Raw genomic sequence first — 21092 nt, forward strand, 5'->3', positions numbered from 1 at the left:
CAGAGCCGGTGCGGCGCCAACCCCGGGCCGTCAGAGGTTGAAGTACTTCATCGCCGTGCCCATGTCCTTGTCGCCGCGCCCCGAGAGGTTGACCAGGATGGTCGCCTCGGGCCCCAGCTCACGGCCGAGCTCCAGCGCGCCCGCCAGGGCGTGGGACGACTCGATGGCCGGAATGATGCCCTCTGTCCTGGCCAGCAGCGAGAACGCCGCCATCGCCTGGTCGTCGGTGACCCCGTGGTAGGCCGCCCGCCCGCTGTCCTTGAGCCAGGCGTGCTCGGGCCCGACGCCCGGGTAGTCGAGACCGGCCGAGATCGAGTGCGACTCGATCGTCTGGCCCTCCTCATCCTGTAGGACATAGGTGCGCGAGCCGTGCAGGACGCCGACCGAGCCGGCGGTGAGGGTGAGCGCGTGCTCGCCGCTCGCCAGGCCGTGGCCGCCCGCCTCGTAGCCGTGCAGCTGGACGCCCTCGTCGCCGATGAAGGCGTGGAAGATGCCGATCGCGTTGCTGCCGCCGCCGACACAGGCGCAGACCGCGTCGGGCAGCCGGCCGGTCAGCTCCAGTATCTGACGGCGGGCCTCGACGCCGATGATGCGCGCGAAGTCGCGGACGATCTCGGGGAACGGGTGCGGGCCCGCGACGGTGCCGAACAGGTAGTGGGTCGTGTCGACGTTGGTGACCCAGTCGCGGAACGCCTCGTTGATGGCGTCCTTGAGCGTCTGGGAGCCGTTGCTCACCGGCACCACCGTGGCGCCGAGCAGCTTCATCCTGGCCACGTTGAGCGCCTGGCGCTCGCAGTCGACCTCGCCCATGTAGATGACACACTCCAGGCCGAGCAGGGCCGCCGCCGTGGCCGTGGCCACGCCGTGCTGGCCCGCGCCGGTCTCGGCGATCACGCGCTTCTTGCCGAGCCGCTTGGTCAGCAGCGCCTGGCCGAGCACATTGTTGATCTTGTGGGCGCCGGTGTGCGTGAGGTCCTCACGCTTGAGGATGATCCGCGCGCCACCGGCGTGCTCGGCGAAGCGCGGCACCTCGGTCAGCGTGGTCGGCCGGCCCGCGTACGTACGCAGCAGGTGATCGAACTCGCGCAGGAACTCGGCGTCGTTCTTGGCCTTCTCATAGACCGCGGCGACCTCGTCGAGGGCCGGGATGAGCGCCTCGGGAACGTAGCGCCCGCCGAAGATGCCGAACTTGCCGTGCACGTCGGGGTCGTTGCCGTAGGCGCCGTTGCCCGCCAGGTCGGCGGCGGTGAGGATGGTGCCGTCGTTTGCCACTGCTATCCCTCTGCTCCGTGGTCGGGGCGCGTCGCGGGGTGGGCGCCGGCGGTCACCAGCGCCTCCACGGCCTTGCGTGGGTCCTTGCCGGTGACCAGGCTCTCGCCCACCAGGACGGCGTCGGCGCCGACCCGCGCGTAGGCGAGCAGGTCATGCGGACCTCGAACGCCCGACTCCGCGATCTTGATCACATTATCGGGGACCTTCGGCGCCAGCTTGGCGAACACGTCGCGGTCGACCTCAAGTGTTTTCAAATTGCGAGCGTTGATCCCGATGATCCGGGCACCCGCCGCGACCGCCCGCTCCAGCTCCTCCTCGGTGTGCACCTCGACCAGCGGGGTGAGCCCGATGGACTCGGCCCGCTCGATCAGCGACACCAGGGCCTCCTGCTCCAGGCAGACCACCATCAGCAGCGCCAGGTCGGCGCCGTGGGCCCTGGCCTCCCAGAGCTGGTAGGAGGTGAGGATGAAGTCCTTGCGCAGGATCGGGATGTCGACGCGGGCACGGACCGCGGCCAGGTCCTCGAGGCTGCCGCCGAACTTGCGCCGCTCGGTCAGCACACTGATGACGTGGGCGCCGCCCGCCTCGTAGTCGGCGGCCAGCGCGGCCGGGTCGGCGATCGCGGCCAGCGCGCCCTTGGACGGGCTGGAGCGCTTCACCTCGGCGATCACCGAGATCCGATCGCCGCCGAGCGCGGCGAACGCGTCTTTGGGCGCGGCAGCCCGGTCGGCCCGCTGCTTGAGCTCGTCAAGCGACACGGCCTGCTGGCGGGTGGCGAGGTCGGCACGCACCCCGTCGAGGATGTCGTCGAGGACACTCGGCCCTTCGGTCCGCTCACTCACGCGCTTGGGGTCCCTCCGGTCGGCAGTTGGGGGCGGCAGAGAGTTCGCATCGCGTCCGCTCCCAGCCTGTCCTGCGATGGTATCGGCCCCACACCGGTCACCTCACCACAGACCCCCGACTACGGCGCGAGGAACGCGCCGAATGGCAGGTTTCGGACCACCCAGTACACCAGCACTATGCCGAGAAACGCCCAAAGCCAAGCGGGATGCGCGAGTGTCGTCCGCCTGGGCTTTCCCTGCCAGGCGCGGACCAGCCAGCGCCCCCACCAGAACAGCAGGAAGGGAATCATCACCATGGCGAGCGGGTTGAGGCCGAGGGCGGCCACCGGGTCGAGGTGGGCCAGCGCGTGGATGGTGCGCAACGTTCCGCAGCCCGGGCAGTACAGGCCGGTGGCCCACAGGAACGGGCAGGTCGGATAGTGACCTGGCTGGTTGGGGTCGATCGTGCCGACGACCGCGAACACCGCCCCCGCCACGGCGGCGACGCCGAGCGGCGCGAGCACGGACCTGAGCCGGTCGGTGCCGCGCCACTCGATGTTCGCGATGCCCATCAGTATCCGGAGGTCGAGGTGTTCGCCGCGACGATCACGAAGAGCAGGATGTAACCGATGACGATCAGGATGTTGATGATCGCGCCGAAGATCAGCGCGCGCTTCCACCACGTCTTGGCCTCTTCCGAGGACTGCATGGCGCCCTGGTAGTCACCGGCCTGCCACTTCGAGTTCACCTGTGACGACTTGACAATCGACACGATACCGAAGGGGAGGCAGCAGAACAGCGTCGTGAGGATGGCCGCGACCAGGTGGTTGTCCGGCGGGTTCTGCGGCGCGCCGTAGCCGCCGGGCTGCCCGTAGCCGCCACCGGGGGGCGGTCCGTAACCGGGAGGCTGCTGACCGTAACCGCCGCCACTCGGGGGCTGCTGACCGTAACCGCCACCGCCACTGGGCGGCTGCTGACCGTAACCGCCACCGCCACTCGGGGGCTGCTGACCGTAACCGCCACCACCGCTGGGCGGCTGCTGGCCATAGCCGCCCCCGGCGGGCGGCTGCTGACCGTAGCCGCCACCGCCGGCGGGCGGCTGCTGACCGTAACCGCCACCGGGCGGCTGGGCGCCATAACCGCCGTCGCCCTGGTTTCCGTAGCTCATACTAATTGCTCCTCATGTGGTCATTCTGTGGCGAGTTGCGCGCGGCAGCCTAGCGACAAACCGCTAACGACGTGGAATAACGTCCACGTTGCGGACATTTTGTGACCGGACTGAAAGTCCTGCCGGTCAGTAGCTCCCGGCCGTGGCGGCGGTCGAGAGCCCCACCAAAGCAAGCCACATGCCGCCGAAAATGATCCAAAGGATCACCCAGAGCACGATCGTGATGTACGAGGTGATCAGCCCGCCCATGGCCATGCCCTGACCTTCCTCGCCGGTCCGCTTGATGCGGCTGAGCGCCATGTGGCCGACGACGGCGCCGGGGATGCTGGTCAGGCCGCAGAACAGCAGGCCGACGATGCCCAGGACGAGCGAGGTGATGGCCAGGCCGCTGGTGGACCTCTGCGGAGCCCCGTACGCGCCGTAGCCGGGTTGCCCGTAGGCACCCGACGGCTGCTGACCATAGCCGTAGCCGCCGGACTGCTGGCCGTAACCGTAGTCGCCGGATGGCTGCTGGCCGTAACCGTAATCAGCGGCGGGCTGCTGGCCATAACCATTCTGCCAGCCGTAGGAGCCGCTGGGCGGCTGCTGGCCATGACCACTGGGAGGCTGCTGGCCGTATCCGGGAGGCTGGCCGTAGCCCCCGCCGGGCGGCTGCGCGCCGTAACCCCCGCTGTTGCCCTCGTCCCCGTAGCTCATGCCGGTGGCTCCTCGTCCCCTCTTGACCCGTTGCAGAGGAAGCTTATTGACAAAACGTCCGGCGGTCTGGCAACGGTTCAGACCGTGGATTATTTGTGATGAGTCCGCGACAGAGAGGGATCGGCCTAGGCCGGGGACGCGGCGCTCGATCGGCCGCGCGCCGCCGCCAGCACGCCGCCGAGAGCCGCCGCCGCGGTGGTGAGCAGGAACGCGGTACGGAAGTCGCCATGGCCGGGCGACATACCCAGAACGAGGGTCAGGACGGCCACGGTGACGGCACCGGAGAGATACTGGGACGTGGTCAGCAGCGCCCCCGCCGTGCCCTGATGGGCGGCCGGCACGTCATGGGTCCCGATGATGAACATGGACGTGTAGATGACCCCGTGCCCGAACCCGCTGAGAAGCAGCCCAGGAAGCAGATCGGCGGCGTAGGAGTCCCCGTGCAGCGCCAGGGAGAGCCAGAGCAGGCCCACGGTCGCGACGGCGAACCCGGCGACGAGCACGTTCGCCGCCCCGAACCGCCGCACGGCGCGTCCCGCCGTCGTGCTGCCGACGGTCACCATCAGCGCCAGCGGCAGGAACGCCAACCCCGCTCGTACCGGCGTATATCCCTTCATTTCCTGCAGAAGCAGGGTGAGCAGGTAGAACTCTGACCCGACACTCGCCATGTAGAGCGCGGTCGCCGCCGCCCCGGCGCGCAGCGATCTCGTACGCCGCAGAACAGGCTCGATGAGGACGTTGGGCGAGACCCCTTCGTTCCACACGAACCCGACCAACAGCACCACCGCAAGGCCCAGGAAGACGAGAGTCGCCGGCGACCCCCACCCGTGGGAGGAGCCGAGCGTCAGCCCGAGAACCAACGTGAGCACGGTGCCGGTGCCGAGCACCGAGGCGAGCACGGGAACGCGCCCGGTCCCCACGCCGACCCCGTCCGCCTCCGCCACACGTCCAGACGTGTGTCCTGCCGCCAGGACATCACCATCCACCGGACGGCCAGGCGTGCCGTCGTCGGCGGCGGGCCGGGCCGAGGCGATCCAGACGGCCGCTCCCAGCGCGCACACCAGCGTGAGCGGGACGTTGATGACGAACGTGAGCCGCCACGACGCCGCCGTCAGCAGCCCGCCGAGTATCGCCCCCGCCGCCAGCCCCGAAGCCCCGACCGACCCCCAGACCGCCAGCGCCCTGGCCCGCGACGCCCCCGCCGGGAACGTCGTCCCGATCAACCCGAGCACGGCCGGCTGCAGCAGCGCCGCCCCGAGCCCCTGCACCCCCCGCGCGGCCAGCAGCACAGTCCCATCCCCCGCCACCCCGCCCACCGCACTGGCGACGCCGAACAGCACGATGGAGACGACGAAGAGCCGCTTGGCCCCCACCCGATCCGCCAGGCGCCCCCCGACCACGAGGAACCCGGCGAAGAGCACGGCGTAGGCGCTCACGATCCACTGGGCGAGCGCCGGTTCAAGCCGCAGGTCGGCGGCGATGCTGGGCAGGGCGATATAGATGATCGAATAGTCGAGGGCGATGAGGAACTGCGCCACCGACAACACGGCCAGCGTGGCGGACGCGCGCCCGGCCGACGCGAACGCCCCCGCGGCGACAGGCTCCGCGGTCAATTCCCGAGATGTCATGCGGCCATGATCGAACCTTCACACTAGTGTGAAGGAAAGCCGTGTCGGGAGGAGTCGTTCCGGTGAGAATCGGCGAGCTGGCCGAACGTACGAACGTGCCTACCCGGCTGCTGCGCTACTACGAGGAGCAGGGGCTGCTCACCCCCAACCGGGCGGCGAACGGCTACCGCGACTACCCCGAGGAGCTCGTCGACCGGGTGACGCAGATCCGTGGCCTGCTCGACTCCGGCGTTCCGACGAGGATCATCAAGCAGATCCTCCCGTGCCTCGACAATCCGTGCACGATCCACGTCACGGACGCCACCCCGGAACTGATCGCGAGCCTCGAACAGCAGCGCGACCAGATGGACGCGCGCATCCGCTGCCTGGCCAGAAACCGGGACGCGATCAGCGCCTACCTCGACGCGGTCCGCCGCGACACACGCTGAGCCGGGCCGCTCACCACGACCCACGCTGAGCCGGGCCGCTCACCACGACGCACGCCTGATCCCGGCGCCGCCGGGCCCCGCGCTAGGTCGGGTCGTCGCCTCGGTCCAGGGCGTCCCACATGGAGCGGTCGTCGGTGGGCGGGGGCGGCTCCCGGGTGTACCGGGCGGACATGCCGGCCCATCCGCCACCTCGTACGACGGCCACCACGCCGCCCGCGACCACCAGCACCGCCCCGAGACCGCACACCACGGGCCAGAACGCCACCGCGTCCCACTCGATCGCGCCGGTCACCCGCGTGACGTTCCGCTCGCGCAGCCAGCTCAGCACGCCGCTCCCGCCGGCCGCCTGCCACGCGCCGAGCCCGGCGCCCACTCCGCACAGGGCCAGCAGCACGCCGATCACCCGGCGGCCGATCCCCTTCGTGGCCAGCACGGCCACCACCCCGGCCAGCCCCGCCAGCGCCAGCGGCGTCAGGACCGGACCGAGGTCACCGCCGGTCGGCGCGGCCACAACGCCCGTCCCGGCGCCCCGCACGTTCGTCACCCAGGCGCGCCCCGCGGCGACCAGCACCAGCACACACCCGAGCACCGTCCCCACCAGCCACCCGGCCAACTCCCGCCGCCCCCGCCGAACAGCAGCATCAGCCTCGGACACGGCCTGCTCCCCTGATCCGGGCGCGGCATCCGGCCGAGACACGGACGCTGGACCGCCCGATCGAGACGCGGCGTCCAGCTCTGGCCCGGTGCCCGGCTCAGGTCCGGTGTCCGTCATGGTGTGGTCGTCACCTCGAGCGGATCGGCGTCGAAGCACGTGTGGTCGCCCGTGTGGCAGGCCGCCCCCACCTGATCCACCTTCAGCAGCACCGTGTCACCGTCGCAGTCGAGCGACACCGCCTTGACGTGCTGCACGTGTCCCGACGTATCCCCCTTCACCCAGTACGCCCCGCGGCTGCGCGACCAGTACGTGGCCCGCCCCGTGGTGAGCGTGCGATGCAGCGCCTCGTCGTCCATCCAGGCGAGCATCAGCACTTCGCCCGAGTCGTACTGCTGGACGATCGCGGGCACCAGCCCGTCGCCGTTGCGCTTGAGCCGCGCGGCGATCTTGGGGTCAAGGGACATGTCGTCATTCAACCAGCCAGGGTGACCACTCTCCGAATCGACGGTGGTACAGCCGCCCGACCGCGACCGGGGCCCTGGAGCGCGGAGTGGCCGAGGCGGTCGCACCGGCCGCCTGACCGTGGCCAGGCGGCCACCTGACTAGTCGAGCGCCTGCGACAACGTCTCGTAGATCGGGAACAGCGGTGCGATGTTGGTCCGGCGCAGGCGTCTCAGCACCTGTCCGTCCGTGGCCACCAGCGCCATGGTGCCGTCGCAGTCTCGCAAGGTGGCGAGCTGGCGCACCAGCACCCCCAGGCCCGTCGTATCGATGAAGGTCACATTGCTCAAGTCGACGACCAGACGCGGTCCGTGGGTCGCGACCGCCTCGTCGAAGCATTTGCGGACCTTTGACACATTGTCCGCGTCCACCTCTCCCGCGAGGCTGACGACCACGAGCTCGCCGTGTTGGCGTCGCGTCATTTCCAGCACATCCACGCTCATGCTCCTCATGACTCCGCCCCCTAGCGGGCCCCCGCGTGAAAAGGTACACGGGCCCGTGACACGTTACCGAGGGTTTCGTGAAGAACGCATTACGTGATGACCCGGGGCGGAGTATCTTCCTGTGCGACGCACGGCAGGGAGGGATGATCGTGGTGGACGTCGCGGGTTCCGTCCTCGATCCCGACCTGGGAGATCACGTCTGTCTGCCGTTCGACGGGGATCGGGAGCGGATGGCGGCGACCAGGGCGTTCACGGTGAACGGGCTGCGTCGCCATACCAAAGTGGTGATCATCACCCACACCGACACACCGGCGCGGACGCGGGAGTGGCTGGCGCCGCTCGTGCCGGGGCTGGCGGCGGCGGAGGCGGCCGGGCAGGTCGAGATCAAGTCCTGCGGAGACACCGATTCCCGGTGGCTGCTGGGTGAGCTGGTCGCGGCCGGTGAGCAGGCCCGCGAGCACGGGCACCGCGGCGTCTACGCGCTGGTCGACGCGGCATGGGGGGTGCGCGACGCGGTGGGGCTGGAAGGGTTCGAGGCGGCGGCGAACGCGTTGTTCGGCGAGCGGTGGCTGGCGGCCGTGTGCCAGTACGATCGCGGGCTGTTCTCGGCCGAGGCCGCGAACCGGGCGGCGGCCATCCATCCGATCGCGCCCGGGCAGGCGCTGTTGCGGTTCGCCAATCTGTGCCCGCAGCCGGGGTTGCGGCTGTCGGGTGACGTCGACATCACCAACAGGCAGGCGTTCGCCTCGGTGCTGACGCAGTTGGAGGCGGTGACGGCCGAGGTGGTCATCGACGCGACCGGGCTCGACTTCATCGACGCCGGGTCGGCCCAGTTGCTGGCGGTGACGGCGCTGGCCAGGACGGGCCACCGCACGGTGGTGGTGTGCCGCGGGACGGTCGCGCGCATGCTGCGGCTGATCCGGGCCGACGAGGTCGTCACCGTCCGCCGGGCCGGCGATGTATAGGCAGGTGCTCTGTACGGGGTTCGCCCAGGGGCGGATCACGGCTCTGCGGAGGCTGGTCTCCGAGCACGCGGCCGGGGAGGGGCTGGCGGGCAAACGGCTGGAGGACTTCGTGCTGGCGGTCAACGAGATCACCACGAACGCCGTGCTGCACGGCGGAGGCAGCGGGCTGCTGCGGCTGTGGCGGCACGACGACCGCCTGTGGTGCGAGGTGACCGACGAAGGCCCCGGCCTGCCGCCGAGCTGGGTGGGCGCCTCACGCACTCCGCCGGGGAACGAGTCGCGCGGGCGAGGGTTGTGGCTGACCAGCCTGCTCTGCGACGAGGTCACGGTCCTCTCCGGCCCTGACGGCACCAGCGTACGGTTCGCCGCCAGGACAGCAGACAAGGAATGAGCCGCCCGACAGGGCGCTTACGAGTGCGCGGCCGACACCCAGGAGGCGTGCAGGTCGGCGTAGACGCCCGGCTCGGTCACCAGTTCGGCGTGCGATCCCCGCTGCACCAGCCGTCCCGTGTCGAAGACGAGCACCTCGTTCGCGTTCTCGGCCGTCGACAGCCGGTGCGCGATCGAGATGGCCGTCCTCCCCCGGGTGACGCCTTCCAGCGCCCGCGCCAGCCGTACCTCCGTCGCCGGGTCGACCGCCGAGGTGGCCTCGTCGAGCAGCAGCAGGTCGGGGTCGGCCAGGTAGGCGCGGGCGAGCGCGACGAGCTGGCGTTCGCCCGCCGAGAGCGACTCGCCGCGCTGGCCGACCGGGGTGTCGAGGCCCGCGGGCAGGCCCTCCAGCCAGTCGGCCAGGCCGAGTTCGGTCATGGCCAGCAGGATCTCCTCGCGCGTGGCGGTGGGGCGGCCGTACCGGACGTTCTCCTCCAGGGTGCCGTCGAACAGGAAGCCGTCCTGCGGCACCATCACGATGCGCGCGCGCAGCGAGGAGAAGCGCACGTCGCGCAGGTCGTGGCCGTCTACGGTCACGCGGCCCGCGACCGGGTCCATGAGCCGGGTGAGCAGTTTGGCGAACGTGGTCTTGCCGGAGCCGGTCTCGCCCACGATCGCGATGCGCGAGCGCGGCGGGATCGACAGCGTGACCTCGCGCAGCACGGGGACGCCGCCGGGGTAGTTGAAGTGCACGTCCTCGAAGGCGACGGAGATCGGGCCGCGTGGCAGTTCCACGCCGGAGTCGCCGGGGTCGGCCACGTCCGGCGGGGTGTCGAGGACGCCGAGGATGCGCCGCCAGCCGGCGACCGCGTTCTGGGCCTCGTTCAGCACCTCGGTGGCGGTCTGCAGGGGCGAGACGAACAGCGTGACCAGGAACAGGAACGCCACCAGCCGCCCGGCCGTGATCTCGCCCGACAGCCCGAGCCGGACCCCGAGCAGGACGATCCCGGAGATGGCCACGGCGGCCACGATCTCGGTCAGGGGGAAGACGAACCCGACGATCGTCTGCGCCTTGATCTGCGCGGCCCGGTTGGCGTCGACGGCCGTGTCGATGCGGTCGGCGGTGCGCCGCTCGGAGGCGTACGCCCTGATGACGGTGGCGCCGACGACGGACTCGCTGACGGCGGCGAGCATGTCGCCGGTGCGTTCGCGCACGGTGGTGTAGGCGCGCGACAGCCAGCGCTGGAAGCGCGGCAGCGCGATCACCAGCGGGATGAAGCAGACCCAGACCAGCAGCGTGAGCTGCCAGGAGTAGACGAACATCAGCACGCTGGCCACGAGCACCTGGCCGAACGCCACGATGATCATCAGCCCGCCCCACTGCATGAACGTGCTGATCTGGTCGACGTCGTTGGTGACGCGGGAGACCAGGGCGCCGCGGCGCTCGGTGTTCTGGGTGAGCACGGACAGGTCGTGCACGTGGCGGAAGCCGCGGACCCGCAGGGTGGCCAGTGAGGACTCGGTCGCCTTGTAGAGGCGAACGTTCATGACATATCCGGCGATGGCGGTCAGGATCACGGCGGCGGCGCACAGCGCGACGGCCCGCCAGATGTACGGCATGTCGGGGGTGCCGCCCTTGAGGCCGGTGTCGATGGTCTGCTGCACCGCGATCGGCACGATGATCTTGCCGACGGTGGCGATGACGGCCAGCGCCAGCGTCCCCGCCAGGCCCTTGCGGAACTCCGGCGTGAGCGAGAACCCCTGGCGGATCGTGGCCAGCGCGGATCGCTCGGCGTTGCCGCGGATCCCCTGCTCAACGCTCATGCGCTGACCTCTTCCTCTTCGATCGGTTCGATCTCGATGGCGGCCCGTTCGGCCTCCTCCCGCTCGTAGGCGGTCACCAGGTTCCGGTAGCCCTCGCAGCGCCCCAGCAGCTCCTCGTGGCTACCCCGGTCCAGGACCCGTCCCCGGTCCAGGTAGACGATCTCGTCGGCCAGCGCGATCGTGGCCATCCGGTAGGCGACGACCACGACGCTCGACGCCGCGTCGCGCAGGCCGTACAGGATCTTGGCCTCGACCTGCGGATCGACGCTGGAGGTGGCGTCGTCGAGGATGAGCAGGCGTGGGCGGCGGACGACCGCGCGGGCCAGGGCGAGCCGCTGGCGCTGGCCGCCGGACAGTGACGTGCCGCGCTCGCCGACGCGTGTGTCGATGCCCGAGGCGAGCCGGCCGACGAATCCGTCGGCCTGGGCCACGCGCAGCGCCGCCCGCACCTCCTCGTCGTCGACGTCCAGGCCGAGCGCGATGTTGCCGCGCACGGTGTCGTCGAACAGGAACGTCTGCTGCGGCACCAGCGCGACGGACTCGGCCAGCGCGCCGTAGGCGAGCCGCCGCACGTCGACGCCGTCGAGCAGCACCTGTCCGGAAGCCGGGTCGACCAGCCGCACGAGCAGTTGGACCAGCGTCGACTTGCCGGACCCGGTCGGTCCCACCAGCGCGACGGTACGGCCGGCGGGCACGCCGAAGGTGACGTCGTGGAGCACCGCGTCCTTGCCGTAGGCATAGGAGACGCCCGACACCTCCAGTTCGGCGGGCCGGGACTCGCTCAGCGCGACCTCGCCGTACTCCATCGACCCCTCGGCGTCCAGTACGGCCTGCACCCGCTGCCAGCCGACGACGCTGCGCGGCAGCTCGGCCAGCACCCAGCCGAGCGCCCGGATGGGAAAGGACAGCAGCGTGAACAGATAGGCGACCTGCACCAGCTCGCCCGAGTCGATCGAGCCGGTGGACAGCCGCAGCGCGCCGACGCCGAGCACCGCGAGCACGCCGAGCGTGGGCAGCGCCTCCAGCATGGGGTCGAACAGCCCGCGTACCCGGCCGACCGCGATGTTGGCGTCACGCAGCTCGTGCGCGCGCCGCCGGAAGCGCTCGGTCTCCGTCGCCTCCCTGCCCAGGGTCTTGACGACGAGCGCGCCGTCGAAGCTCTCGTGGGCGATCTCGCTGACCTCCGCGCGCAGTTGCTGGGCGCGGGTGGCGAGCGGGCTCAGCCGGCGCTGGTAGACCAGGTTCAGTACGGCGATCGCCGGGAAGATGAGGAAGCCCACCAGGGCGAGCATGGGATCGGTCAGCAGCATCCCGATCGCCGCGGTGAACAGCATGACGATCACGCCGACGGCCATGGGCAGCGGCGCCAGCGGCGCCCAGGCCGCCTCGGCGTCGGCGCTGGCGTTGGACAGGAGCTGCCCGGTCGGGTGCCGGTGGTGCCACGACAGCGGCAACTGCAGATACTGCCGGGTGACCGCGCGCCGCGACCGGGCCTGCATGCGGTACTGCAGGAGCCCGGCCAGGATGCGGCGGCCCGCCACGCCGACCGACTTGAGCAGCGCCGCGCCCATGATGAGCAGCGTCCCGGTCCACAGCGCGCCCGCCGCGGTGTCGCCCTTGTCGAAGGCGGGAAGCACGATGTTCTGCGTGGCCCAGCCCAGCGCCCAGGCGGAGGCCACGGTCATGCCTCCATACAGCGCGCTGGCCAGTACGGCCGCGGCGAACACGGCCTTCTCCGCGCGGACGGCCACCCCAAGGACGCGCAACCCTTGACGCATGACAGCCGAGGTGACCTTGCTCGCCACTCGTAAAGTTTCCTTTCCCCGTCTATTTCTACATATGTGACTATCACGGCTGATCATCACGTTATTCCCACGGGTAGGGTTGGCGGCGTGACTCACGCTCGCAGCGAACGCGCCGCGCTATGCGACCTGCTCGACCGGCTCGGCCCGGACGCCCCGACGCTCTGCACGGGCTGGAACACCGCTGACCTGGCCGCCCACCTGGTCCTGCGCGAGCGCAGGCCCGACGCGGCGGGCGGCATCGCCCTCAAGCCACTGGCCGGCTACACGGCCTCGGTGCAGGAGGGGATCAAGGCCAAGCACCCGTTCCCCGAGCTGGTCGACCTGGTCCGCACCCCGGGCGGCGTGTACGGCCTGCTCCCCTTCCTCGACGACGCCGTCAACACCATGGAGTACTTCATCCACCACGAGGACGTGCGCCGCGCGCAGCCGGAGTGGGAGCCACGCGAGTTGCCCGCCGATCTTGAGCAGATCCTCTGGAAGCGGGTCGCCGGCAGCAGCAGGCTGATGCTGCGCAGATCGCCCGTGGGCGTGGTGCTGCACCGCCTGGGCGGCGGCGTCACGCTGGGCGGCGCGCGCCAGGGCCCGAAGGTCGAGGTGACGGGCCGGGCGGGCGAGCTGGTGTTGTTCTGCTTCGGGCGCCAGGAGCACGCGAGAGTCGAGCTGACCGGGGATGCCGACGCCATCGCCCAGCTCAAGAACGCCAAGCTGGGCATCTGAACGGTACTCCAAGTTTCAGGGTTCGGTAGGGGCCCGGCCGATACCTCTTGGCCTTACCATGGCGTGAGAAACGAGCCCCCCGGTTAGGATCAAGGAACGTCTTCACAGAAGATGCCAAGGATCGCCCAGATCCGGGTATATACGGCTGGGAATGGACTGCAGGAGGCCCCCATGCAGGTCAAGAAGGTGGTCACGTACGTTCTAGTGGCGTTCGTGATTTTCTACCTGTTCACCCGGCCGGCAGCGGCCGCATCCGCGGTCAACGGCGTGTTCGACGGGATCGTTCACGGCGCTGACCAGTTGGCCGTCTTCTTTACCAATGTGTTGACCTGACGTGTGGTTCTGTCTGCGCTAGACGCTTCCCCACGATGCCAGATCGTGTTACGCAGGCAGAATGAGAGATCGTCCGAGCGCCACCAAGATCAATCAGCCTGATCCCCACGTCCGGCGCATCCTCGAACGCGCCGAGCTCGAGGGGATCGAGCTGATCCGCTTCCTGTACGCCGACCACGGAGGCGTCATCCGTGGCAAGGCGGCATCCCGGTCGCGACTCGCCGAGCGACTCGACACCGGGATCGGGCACACGGTGGCCATGATGGCGATGAACATGCTCGACCAGTTGCAGGAAGTCGAGCACCTCGGTCCGGTGGGCGAGGTGCGCATCGTCCCCGACCCCTCCACCTTCGTCCCCCTCCCCCACGCTCCCGGCGCCGCTGCGATGCTGTCCGACCTGCGCAATCCGGACGGCTCCCCCTGGGATGCCTGCGCACGTACCTTCCTCAAGGACGCCATCGGGACGCTGGCGGACGAGGGCTACACGCTGCTGGCCGCCTTCGAGCCGGAGTTCACGCTCGGGCGCCGGCTGCCCGACCCGGCGGGCGGCTTCGACCGGCTGGTGCCTCTCGACGACACTCTCTGCTACGCCGGCACCGGCTTCGACACCGCCCACGACTACACGATCAAGCTGATCCGCGCCCTGGAGACGCAGGGCCTGCGGGTCGAGCACTATCACCCCGAGCTGGGCCCGGGCCAGCAGGAACTGTCCGTACGTCACGCGCCCGCGCTGCGCGCCGCCGACAACCACGTCCTCTACCGCGAGACCGTGCGCGGGATCGCGATGCGCATGTCGATGTGGGCGTCCCTGGCCCCCAAACCACTGGCCGACCAGGCGGGCAACGGCGCCCACCTGCACCTGTCGCTCTGGAACGACACCCAGAACCTGTTCGCCGAAGACGACGAGCTGCGGGAGTGCTTCATCGGCGGTCTGATCGCGCACCTGCCCGCCCTGACCGCGCTGACCTGCGGCAGCGTCAACAGCTTCCGGCGGCTGGCCCCGCGCACCTGGGCCGGTGCGTACGCCGTCCACGGCCCCGACAACCGCGAGGCCGCGATCCGGATCTGCTCGCCGCTCGGCGAGAGCGGCGAGCCGAACCTGGAGCTTAAGCCCTCCGACTCCTCGGCCAACCCCTACCTGTCGCTCGGCGCGGTCATCCACGCCGGGCTCGACGGGATCCGCCGCAAGCTGGACCCGGGCGAGGCCGTCGACGTCGACCCCGACACCCGGCCCGGCCGCTACCGGCGCCTGCCCGCCTCGTTGGACGAGGCGCTGGACGCCCTGGAGGCCGACGAACTGCTCATGGAGGCGCTCGGCCCGCTACGGCGTAGCGCCTACCTGGCCGTCAAGCGGTCCGAGGCCGCCGCGTTCGCGGCCCAGGACGCCTCCTATGAGCTGTTCCACCACATGCGGGTGTTCTAGCGGACCGGATACCCGGCCATCCGCAGCGTGTCCTTGACCTCGGAGATCTTCAGCGTCCCGAAGTGGAACACGCTCGCCGCCAGCACCGCGTCGGCGCCGGCCGCGACCGCCGGAGGGAAGTCCTCCAGCCGCCCGGCGCCACCGCTGGCGATCACCGGCACCCGGACCGCGGCCCTGACCGCGTGCAGCATCTCGAGGTCGTAGCCGTCGAGCGTGCCGTCGCCGTCCATCGAGTTGAGCAGGATCTCACCGACGCCGAGCTCCTCACCGCGCGCGGCCCACTCGACCGCGTCGATGCCGGTGCCGCGCCGGCCGCCGTGCGTGGTCACCTCGAAGCCGCTCGCGGTGCCCGGCGCCCGGCGCGCGTCGACCGACAGCACCACGCACTGCGCGCCGAAGCGCCGCGACGCCTCGGTGAGCAGTTCGGGCCTGGCGATCGCGGCGGTGTTGAGCGACACCTTGTCGGCTCCCGCGCGCAACAGCGTGTTGACGTCGTCGACCGTGCGGATGCCACCTCCTACGGTCAGCGGGATGAACACCTGCTCGGCGGTCCTGCGCACCACGTCGAGCATGGTGTCGCGCTCGCCCGACGAGGCGGTGATGTCGAGGAAGGTCAGCTCGTCGGCGCCTTCGGCGTCGTAACGTCTGGCCAGCTCCACCGGGTCGCCAGCGTCGCGCAGGTTCGCGAAGTTGACTCCCTTGACCACGCGCCCCGCGTCCACGTCCAGACACGGGATCACCCGTACGGCTACCGTCATGCCCGCAACGCCTCTATCTCGATCTCGACCAGCATCTTCGGATCGACCAGCCCGGCGACCCGCACACCGGTGCAGGCGGGGCGTACCCGCCCGAACACCTCGCCGATCGCCCGCCCGACCTCGTCGAAGTGGCCGTGCTCGACCACGTAGTAGCGGACCATGACCACGTCTTCCCTGGTCAGGCCACCCATCTCGACCGCTTCCAGGGCGATGTCCATGGCGGTCCTGCTCTGCAGGTAGGCGTCGCCGCCGTGACGTACCTCGCCGTCGACAGTGGCGGTGCACCCTGACACGATCACCCGATCGCCGACGACCACCGCCCTCGCGTAACCGTACCTCTCCTCCCAGATGCCTCCGGAGAACACCCGTCCGGTGCTTTCCATACTCATGTTGCCCATCACGCCCCCTCCCGAGGAATTAAGCGCGCACCGCGATCAGTGCGCTCTCCAGCGTGAAAGCCTGGGCGTAGAGGGCCCTGCCCACGATGGCCCCCTCCACCCCTTCCGGCACCAGGGAAGCCAGCGCGACCAGGTCGTCGAGCGAGGAGACGCCGCCGCTGGCCACGACCGGCTTGTCGGTGCGCTTGCAGACCTCGCGAAGCAGCTCGAGGTTCGGGCCGCGCAAGGTGCCGTCCTTGGTGACGTCGGTGACCACGTAGCGGGGGCAGCCGTCGGCCTCCAGCCGGTCCAGCACCTCCCACAGGTCCCCGGCGTCCTGGGTCCAGCCGCGGGCGGCCAGAGTGGTGCCGCGCACGTCGAGGCCGACGGCGATCTGGTCGCCGTGCTCGGCGATGATCCGGCGGCACCATTCGGGGTTCTCCAGCGCGGCCGTGCCGATGTTCACCCGGCGGCAGCCGGTGGCCAGCGCCGCGGCCAGCGAGGCGTCGTCGCGGATGCCGCCCGACAGCTCCACGTTCACGTCGAGCCGGCCGATCAGGTCGGTGATCAGCTCCCGGTTGGAGCCCCGGCCGAAGGCGGCATCGAGGTCGACCAGATGGATCCACTCCGCGCCCGCCTCCTGCCAGGCCAGCGCCGCGGCCAGCGGCTCGCCGTAGCCGGTCTCGGTCCCGGCCTCACCTTGGACGAGGCGCACGGCCTGGCCGTCCGCGACGTCCACGGCAGGGAGCAATACGAGCGACATCAGGTCCTCCGGTCGAAAGCAAGGGTCATGACAACAGGCGCCAGCAGCAGGGAAAACACGAAAACCGTCAGACTGAGGAACGGCGAGCCCCAATAGAGCCATGCCACCACCTGCACCAGTACGAAGACCAGCCCGAGTACGGCGTTCTGGCCTCGGCGGCGGCGGGCGAGCAGGCCGCCCTGCCGGGCGATCCGGACCGGGCGCGGGAGCAGCCGGGCCAGTAAGGCGCGGCGGCGCGCGGCGCGCGCCTGCCGTTCCTCGTTGTGCCGGATCGCGCGCGCCCGTTCGGCCTCACGCTCGGCCCGGCGGCGCGCCCGCTCCTTACTCAAGGGTGCCGAGCCAGTTGGACAGCAGGGCCGCCCCGGCGTCGCCGGACTTCTCCGGATGGAACTGGGTGGCCATCAGCGGGCCGTTCTCCACGGCCGCCACGAACGGCACCCCGTGCTCGGCCCAGGTGACCAGCGGGTCGGCGAAGCCCTCACCTGCCTGCAGCTCCCAGTCGCGCACGCCGTAGGAATGCACGAAGTAGAAGCGCGTCGCCTCGTCGATCCCGTCGAACAGCACGCTGGCCGCAGACGCCTTGACGGTGTTCCAGCCCATGTGCGGCAGGACGGGCGCGTCGAGCCGCTCGACCGTGCCCGGCCACTCGCCGCAGCCCTCGGTCTCGACCCCGTGCTCCACACCCCTGGCGAACAGGATCTGCATGCCGACACAGATGCCGAGCACCGGGCGGCCACCGGCCAGGCGCCTGCCGATGATCCGCTCGCCGTGGACGCTCTTGAGGCCCGCCATGCACGCCTCGAACGCGCCGACGCCCGGCACCACCAGGCCGTCGCAGTCGAGCGCGGCGGCGAAGTCGGAGGTGACGGTAACATCCGCGCCCACCCTGGCCAGGGCCCGCTCCGCGGAGCGCAGATTGCCCGATCCGTAGTCGAGCACGACGACGTTCTTCACCACCACATCACCCCCGCCGTGATCGCCAGCGCGGCGCCGACCGCACAGGCGGCGGCACCGAGCTTGAGTCCCTGCCTGGCCAGCGAGAACACGCCGCCGATGAGGAACAGCCCGATGAACACCATGGCGATGGCGATCATGTTCTCGGTCATAGGACGCCCTTGGTGCTGGGCACACCCGTGGCGCGCGGGTCGAGCTCCGACGCCTCGCGCAGCGCTCTGGCCAGCGCCTTGAACTGGGCCTCGACGATGTGATGGGCGTTGCGGCCGTACGGCACGCGTACGTGCAGGCAGATCGCCGCCTGGGCGACGAACGACTCCAGGACGTGGCGCGTCATCGTCGTGTCGTAGTCGGGGCCGATCATCGGCGCCATGCCCTCGGGCTCGGTGTGCACCAGATAGGGGCGGCCCGACAGGTCGACGGTCACCTGGGCGAGCGACTCGTCCAGCGGGCACGACGCGTTACCGAACCGCCTGATGCCCGACTTGTCGCCCAGAGCCTCGCGGAACGCGGCGCCCAGCGCGAGCGCCGTGTCCTCGATCGTGTGGTGCGAGTCGATGTGCAGGTCGCCCTCGGTCTTGACGGTCAGGTCGAACAGCCCGTGCTTGCCGAGCTGCGCCAGCATGTGGTCGAAGAAGCCGACCCCGGTCGACACGTCAACCAGGCCCGTGCCGTCGAGACCCACCTCGACCAGGACCGACGTCTCCTTCGTTGCGCGCTCGACGCGGCCTACACGACTCACAGGATCCCCTCCAGAGCGGCGCGGAACGCCGCCATCTCCTCACCGGTGCCGATCGACACCCGCAGCCATTCTGGCGGTCCCACCTCACGGATGAGCACACCGCTCGCCAGCAAGGCCTCCCACACCTTCCGCCGGTCGGGAAAACGCCCGAACAGCACGAAGTTGGCGTCGGAATCGGCGACGGTCAACCCCTTGCTTCGCAACCATTCCACGATGTCGTCCCGCTCCTGCCGGAGCGTGTCGACCGTGCCGAGCAGCTCGGCCCGGTGCCGCAGCGCCACGCGGGCCGCCGTCTGCGTGAGCGTCGACAGGTGGTACGGCAGGCGTACCAGCAGCAGCGCGTCGATCACGGCCGGGTGCGCGGCCAGGTAACCGAGCCGGGTGCCGGCCATGGCGAACGCCTTGGACATGGTCCGCGTGACGATCAGCCTCGGGTGGGCGGGCAGCAGGGTGAGCGCCGAGGGCGTGCCCTGCCTGGCGAACTCCGCGTAGGCCTCGTCGACCACGACCATGCCCGTGGCCACGTCGAGGACCCGGCTGATCGTCTCCATCGGCAGCGCGGTGCCGGTCGGGTTGTTGGGCGAGGTCAGGAACACGATGTCGGGCCGGTGCTCCTCGACCGCGGCGGCCGCCTTGCCCGGATCGAGCGAGAAGTCGGGCTCACGGACGCCCGAGATCCACTCCGTGCTGGTGCCGGTGGTGATGATCGGGTGCATCGAGTAGGACGGCTCGAAGCCCAGCGCCGTACGGCCGTAGGAGCCGAACGCCTGAAGGATCTGCTGGAGGATCTCGTTGGAGCCGTTGGCCGCCCACACCTGGTCCTTCGTCAGGCCGTGACCCAGGTAGCCGGCCAGCTCGGTGCGGAGCGCCTCGGCGTCCCTGTCGGGGTAGCGGTTGAGCTCGGCCGCGCTCGCCCGAACCTCCTCGGCCAGGTCGGCGACCAGGGCCGGGGAGGGCGCGTAGGGGTTCTCGTTGGTGTTGAGCCTGATGGGCACGTCGATCTGCGGAGCACCGTAGGGTGTGCGGCCTCGGAGGTCGTCGCGGATCGGGAGGTCGTCGAGATTCACTGGGTCTCTTTTCGCGATGGGACCTGCCAGTCGAAGCGGGCGCGGATGGCGGCGCCGTGCGCGGGAAGGTCCTCGGCGTCGGCGAGGACCGTCACGTGCTCGGCCGCCTCGGCCAGCGCCTCACGCGTGTAGTCGATGACGTGGATGCCGCGCAGGAACGACTGCACCGACAAGCCGCTGGAGTGGCAGGCGCAGCCGCCGGTGGGCAGCACGTGGTTGGACCCGGCCAGGTAGTCGCCCAGGGAAACCGGAGCGTACGGGCCCACGAAGATCGCACCCGCGTTGCGGACCCGCGCCGCGACGGCCGCCGCGTCGGCGGTCTGGATCTCCAGGTGCTCGGCGGCGTAGGCGTCGACGACCTTGAGGCCGTCCTCGATGCTGTCGACCAGCACGATGCCGGACTGCCGGCCGCCGAGCGCCTCGGTGATGCGCTGGGCGTGCCGGGTGGCGTTGACCTGTCCCGGCAGCTCCTTCTCGACGGCCTCGGCCAGCCGGACGCTGTCGGTGACCAGCACGGCCGCCGCGATCACGTCGTGCTCGGCCTGGCTGATCAGGTCGGACGCCACGTGCACCGGATCGGCCGTCTCGTCGGCCAGGATCGCGATCTCCGTCGGCCCCGCCTCGGAGTCGATGCCGATGCGGCCCTTGAGCAGGCGCTTGGCGGCGGCGACCCAGATGTTGCCGGGCCCGGTCACCATGCTCGCGGCCGGGCACTCCTCGGTGCCGTAGGCGAACATCGCCACGGCCTGGGCGCCGCCCACGGAGTAGACCTCGTCCACGCCCAGCAGCGCGCACGCCGCCAGGATCGTGGGGTGCGGCAGGCCGCCGTGGTCCTTCTGGGCCGGGCTCGTCACGGCCAGCGACGCCACGCCCGCTTCCTGGGCCGGGACCACGTTCATGACCACGCTCGACGGGTAGACGGCGCGCCCGCCCGGAACATACAGCCCCACACGGTCGACCGGCACCCACCGCTCGGTCACGGTGCCGCCCGGGACGACCTTCGTCGTGACGTCGGCGCGGCGCTGATCGCGGTGGACCAGCCTGGTGCGCCGGATCGCCTCCTCCAGCGCGGCCACGACCTCCGGCCGCAGTTGCCGCAGCGCCGCGTGGATCGCCTCCCGCGGGACGCGGGCCTGCTGGATCTCGACACCGTCGAACCTGGCGGTCAGCTCCCGTACGGCTGCCGCCCCGCGATGGCGCACCTCGTCGCAGATGGGCCGCACCTTCTCCAGGGCGGCCTCGACGTCGAGATCGGCGCGGGGCAGCACGTCGCGCAGGTTCGCCGGGAGGGAACCGCGCATGTCAATACGGGAAATCACCATCCCAGTTTACGGAGTCCCACCCCTGAATCTGGTTCTGTCCATCATGCGGGACGCAGACCGT

At 70.5% G+C, this 21092-nt stretch carries 26 protein-coding genes; 6 read left to right on the top strand and 20 right to left on the bottom strand.

The features are described from left to right. Positions 1 to 30: 30 nt before the first annotated feature. The 6 genes from trpB to AB0F17_RS09220 form a co-directional block, all read right to left on the bottom strand. Positions 31 to 1236 (bottom strand): tryptophan synthase subunit beta, encoded by a 1206-nt coding sequence (trpB, locus tag AB0F17_RS09195; RefSeq protein ID WP_358019302.1) that lies wholly within the window; start codon positions 1234 to 1236, stop codon positions 31 to 33. A 38-nt stretch (positions 1237 to 1274) separates the two neighbouring features. Next, a complete protein-coding gene (trpC, locus tag AB0F17_RS09200; protein ID WP_358018754.1) occupies positions 1275 to 2114 on the bottom strand; it encodes an indole-3-glycerol phosphate synthase TrpC in 840 nt (279 codons plus the stop codon). A gap of 119 nt (positions 2115 to 2233) precedes the next feature. Next, the gene (locus tag AB0F17_RS09205; protein WP_358018757.1) at positions 2234 to 2665 is read right to left on the bottom strand and encodes a DUF2752 domain-containing protein; all 432 of its coding nucleotides are present in this window, start codon (positions 2663 to 2665) and stop codon (positions 2234 to 2236) included. Continuing rightward, positions 2665 to 3261: a CD225/dispanin family protein gene (locus AB0F17_RS09210; RefSeq protein WP_358018760.1), complete on the bottom strand. Its 597-nt coding sequence runs from the start codon at positions 3259 to 3261 to the stop codon at positions 2665 to 2667. Before AB0F17_RS09210 ends, AB0F17_RS09205 begins: the two co-directional genes overlap by 1 nt. A 126-nt stretch (positions 3262 to 3387) precedes the next feature. Then, a complete protein-coding gene (locus tag AB0F17_RS09215) occupies positions 3388 to 3957 on the bottom strand; it encodes a DUF4190 domain-containing protein (RefSeq protein ID WP_358018763.1) in 570 nt (189 codons plus the stop codon). A gap of 125 nt (positions 3958 to 4082) precedes the next feature. Next, positions 4083 to 5585 (bottom strand): MFS transporter, encoded by a 1503-nt coding sequence (locus tag AB0F17_RS09220; protein WP_358018766.1) that lies wholly within the window; start codon positions 5583 to 5585, stop codon positions 4083 to 4085. 62 nt (positions 5586 to 5647) lie between these two features. On the opposite strand from AB0F17_RS09220, the gene AB0F17_RS09225 reads away from it, so the two are divergent. Further along, positions 5648 to 6013 carry a MerR family transcriptional regulator gene (locus tag AB0F17_RS09225; RefSeq protein WP_358018769.1) on the top strand — a complete coding sequence of 122 codons (366 nt, stop codon included), beginning with the start codon at positions 5648 to 5650 and terminating at the stop codon, positions 6011 to 6013. A gap of 82 nt (positions 6014 to 6095) precedes the next feature. Here AB0F17_RS09225 and AB0F17_RS09230 read toward each other — a convergent pair whose 3' ends face one another. From AB0F17_RS09230 to AB0F17_RS09240, 3 genes are all read right to left on the bottom strand, one after another. Next, the gene (locus AB0F17_RS09230) at positions 6096 to 6668 is read right to left on the bottom strand and encodes a Trp biosynthesis-associated membrane protein (protein ID WP_358018772.1); all 573 of its coding nucleotides are present in this window, start codon (positions 6666 to 6668) and stop codon (positions 6096 to 6098) included. A 113-nt stretch (positions 6669 to 6781) separates the two neighbouring features. Next, a complete protein-coding gene (gene hisI, locus AB0F17_RS09235; protein ID WP_358018775.1) occupies positions 6782 to 7132 on the bottom strand; it encodes a phosphoribosyl-AMP cyclohydrolase in 351 nt (116 codons plus the stop codon). 138 nt (positions 7133 to 7270) lie between these two features. Continuing rightward, positions 7271 to 7606 (bottom strand): STAS domain-containing protein, encoded by a 336-nt coding sequence (locus tag AB0F17_RS09240; RefSeq protein WP_358018778.1) that lies wholly within the window; start codon positions 7604 to 7606, stop codon positions 7271 to 7273. A 149-nt stretch (positions 7607 to 7755) separates the two neighbouring features. On the opposite strand from AB0F17_RS09240, the gene AB0F17_RS09245 reads away from it, so the two are divergent. Together AB0F17_RS09245 and AB0F17_RS09250 are read left to right on the top strand one after the other, a co-directional pair. Further along, a complete protein-coding gene (locus AB0F17_RS09245) occupies positions 7756 to 8577 on the top strand; it encodes an MEDS domain-containing protein (RefSeq protein WP_358018781.1) in 822 nt (273 codons plus the stop codon). Then, positions 8570 to 8968, top strand: coding sequence for an ATP-binding protein (locus AB0F17_RS09250; protein WP_358018785.1), 399 nt, complete (start codon positions 8570 to 8572; stop codon positions 8966 to 8968). The genes AB0F17_RS09245 and AB0F17_RS09250 overlap by 8 nt, the downstream gene beginning before the upstream one ends. 17 nt (positions 8969 to 8985) lie before the next feature. Here the strand turns inward: AB0F17_RS09250 and AB0F17_RS09255 are convergent, their stop codons facing one another. Next, complete coding sequence (locus AB0F17_RS09255) at positions 8986 to 10770, bottom strand: ABC transporter ATP-binding protein (RefSeq protein ID WP_358018788.1); 1785 nt, start codon at positions 10768 to 10770, stop codon at positions 8986 to 8988. Beyond that, a complete protein-coding gene (locus AB0F17_RS09260) occupies positions 10767 to 12548 on the bottom strand; it encodes an ABC transporter ATP-binding protein (RefSeq protein ID WP_358019305.1) in 1782 nt (593 codons plus the stop codon). Before AB0F17_RS09260 ends, AB0F17_RS09255 begins: the two co-directional genes overlap by 4 nt. 114 nt (positions 12549 to 12662) lie before the next feature. Between AB0F17_RS09260 and AB0F17_RS09265 the strand changes: the two genes are divergently transcribed. The 3 genes from AB0F17_RS09265 to AB0F17_RS09275 all read left to right on the top strand — a co-directional run bounded on the left by AB0F17_RS09265 (position 12663) and on the right by AB0F17_RS09275 (position 15048). After that, the gene (locus AB0F17_RS09265) at positions 12663 to 13292 is read left to right on the top strand and encodes a TIGR03085 family metal-binding protein (RefSeq protein ID WP_358018791.1); all 630 of its coding nucleotides are present in this window, start codon (positions 12663 to 12665) and stop codon (positions 13290 to 13292) included. A 171-nt stretch (positions 13293 to 13463) separates the two neighbouring features. Continuing rightward, positions 13464 to 13625, top strand: coding sequence for a hypothetical protein (locus AB0F17_RS09270; RefSeq protein ID WP_358018794.1), 162 nt, complete (start codon positions 13464 to 13466; stop codon positions 13623 to 13625). Between the two features lie 61 nt (positions 13626 to 13686). Further along, entirely contained in the window at positions 13687 to 15048 is a 1362-nt protein-coding gene (locus AB0F17_RS09275; RefSeq protein WP_358018797.1) for a glutamine synthetase family protein, read from the top strand. Here the strand turns inward: AB0F17_RS09275 and hisF are convergent. From hisF to hisD, 9 genes are read right to left on the bottom strand one after another with little or no spacing between them, the layout of a single operon-like run. Then, complete coding sequence (hisF, locus tag AB0F17_RS09280; protein ID WP_358018800.1) at positions 15045 to 15806, bottom strand: imidazole glycerol phosphate synthase subunit HisF; 762 nt, start codon at positions 15804 to 15806, stop codon at positions 15045 to 15047. The two genes, AB0F17_RS09275 and hisF, sit on opposite strands and share 4 nt — an antisense overlap. Beyond that, a complete protein-coding gene (locus tag AB0F17_RS09285) occupies positions 15803 to 16195 on the bottom strand; it encodes a Rid family hydrolase (RefSeq protein ID WP_358018803.1) in 393 nt (130 codons plus the stop codon). Before AB0F17_RS09285 ends, hisF begins: the two co-directional genes overlap by 4 nt. Positions 16196 to 16223: 28 nt before the next feature. Further along, complete coding sequence (priA, locus tag AB0F17_RS09290) at positions 16224 to 16946, bottom strand: bifunctional 1-(5-phosphoribosyl)-5-((5-phosphoribosylamino)methylideneamino)imidazole-4-carboxamide isomerase/phosphoribosylanthranilate isomerase PriA (RefSeq protein ID WP_358018806.1); 723 nt, start codon at positions 16944 to 16946, stop codon at positions 16224 to 16226. Continuing rightward, a complete protein-coding gene (locus tag AB0F17_RS09295; RefSeq protein WP_358018809.1) occupies positions 16946 to 17275 on the bottom strand; it encodes a hypothetical protein in 330 nt (109 codons plus the stop codon). The genes priA and AB0F17_RS09295 overlap by 1 nt, the downstream gene beginning before the upstream one ends. Further along, a complete protein-coding gene (gene hisH / locus AB0F17_RS09300; RefSeq protein ID WP_358018811.1) occupies positions 17268 to 17903 on the bottom strand; it encodes an imidazole glycerol phosphate synthase subunit HisH in 636 nt (211 codons plus the stop codon). The genes AB0F17_RS09295 and hisH overlap by 8 nt, the downstream gene beginning before the upstream one ends. Next, positions 17897 to 18052: a hypothetical protein gene (locus AB0F17_RS09305; RefSeq protein WP_358018814.1), complete on the bottom strand. Its 156-nt coding sequence runs from the start codon at positions 18050 to 18052 to the stop codon at positions 17897 to 17899. Before AB0F17_RS09305 ends, hisH begins: the two co-directional genes overlap by 7 nt. Next, entirely contained in the window at positions 18049 to 18642 is a 594-nt protein-coding gene (gene hisB, locus AB0F17_RS09310; protein WP_358018817.1) for an imidazoleglycerol-phosphate dehydratase HisB, read from the bottom strand. The genes AB0F17_RS09305 and hisB overlap by 4 nt, the downstream gene beginning before the upstream one ends. Continuing rightward, positions 18639 to 19709: a histidinol-phosphate transaminase gene (locus tag AB0F17_RS09315; protein ID WP_358018820.1), complete on the bottom strand. Its 1071-nt coding sequence runs from the start codon at positions 19707 to 19709 to the stop codon at positions 18639 to 18641. The genes hisB and AB0F17_RS09315 overlap by 4 nt, the downstream gene beginning before the upstream one ends. Then, complete coding sequence (gene hisD / locus AB0F17_RS09320; protein WP_358018823.1) at positions 19706 to 21028, bottom strand: histidinol dehydrogenase; 1323 nt, start codon at positions 21026 to 21028, stop codon at positions 19706 to 19708. Before hisD ends, AB0F17_RS09315 begins: the two co-directional genes overlap by 4 nt. Between the last annotated feature and the right edge of the window lie 64 nt (positions 21029 to 21092).

Source organism: Nonomuraea sp. NPDC026600 (assembly GCF_040638335.1).
Lineage (GTDB): Bacteria > Actinomycetota > Actinomycetes > Streptosporangiales > Streptosporangiaceae > Nonomuraea.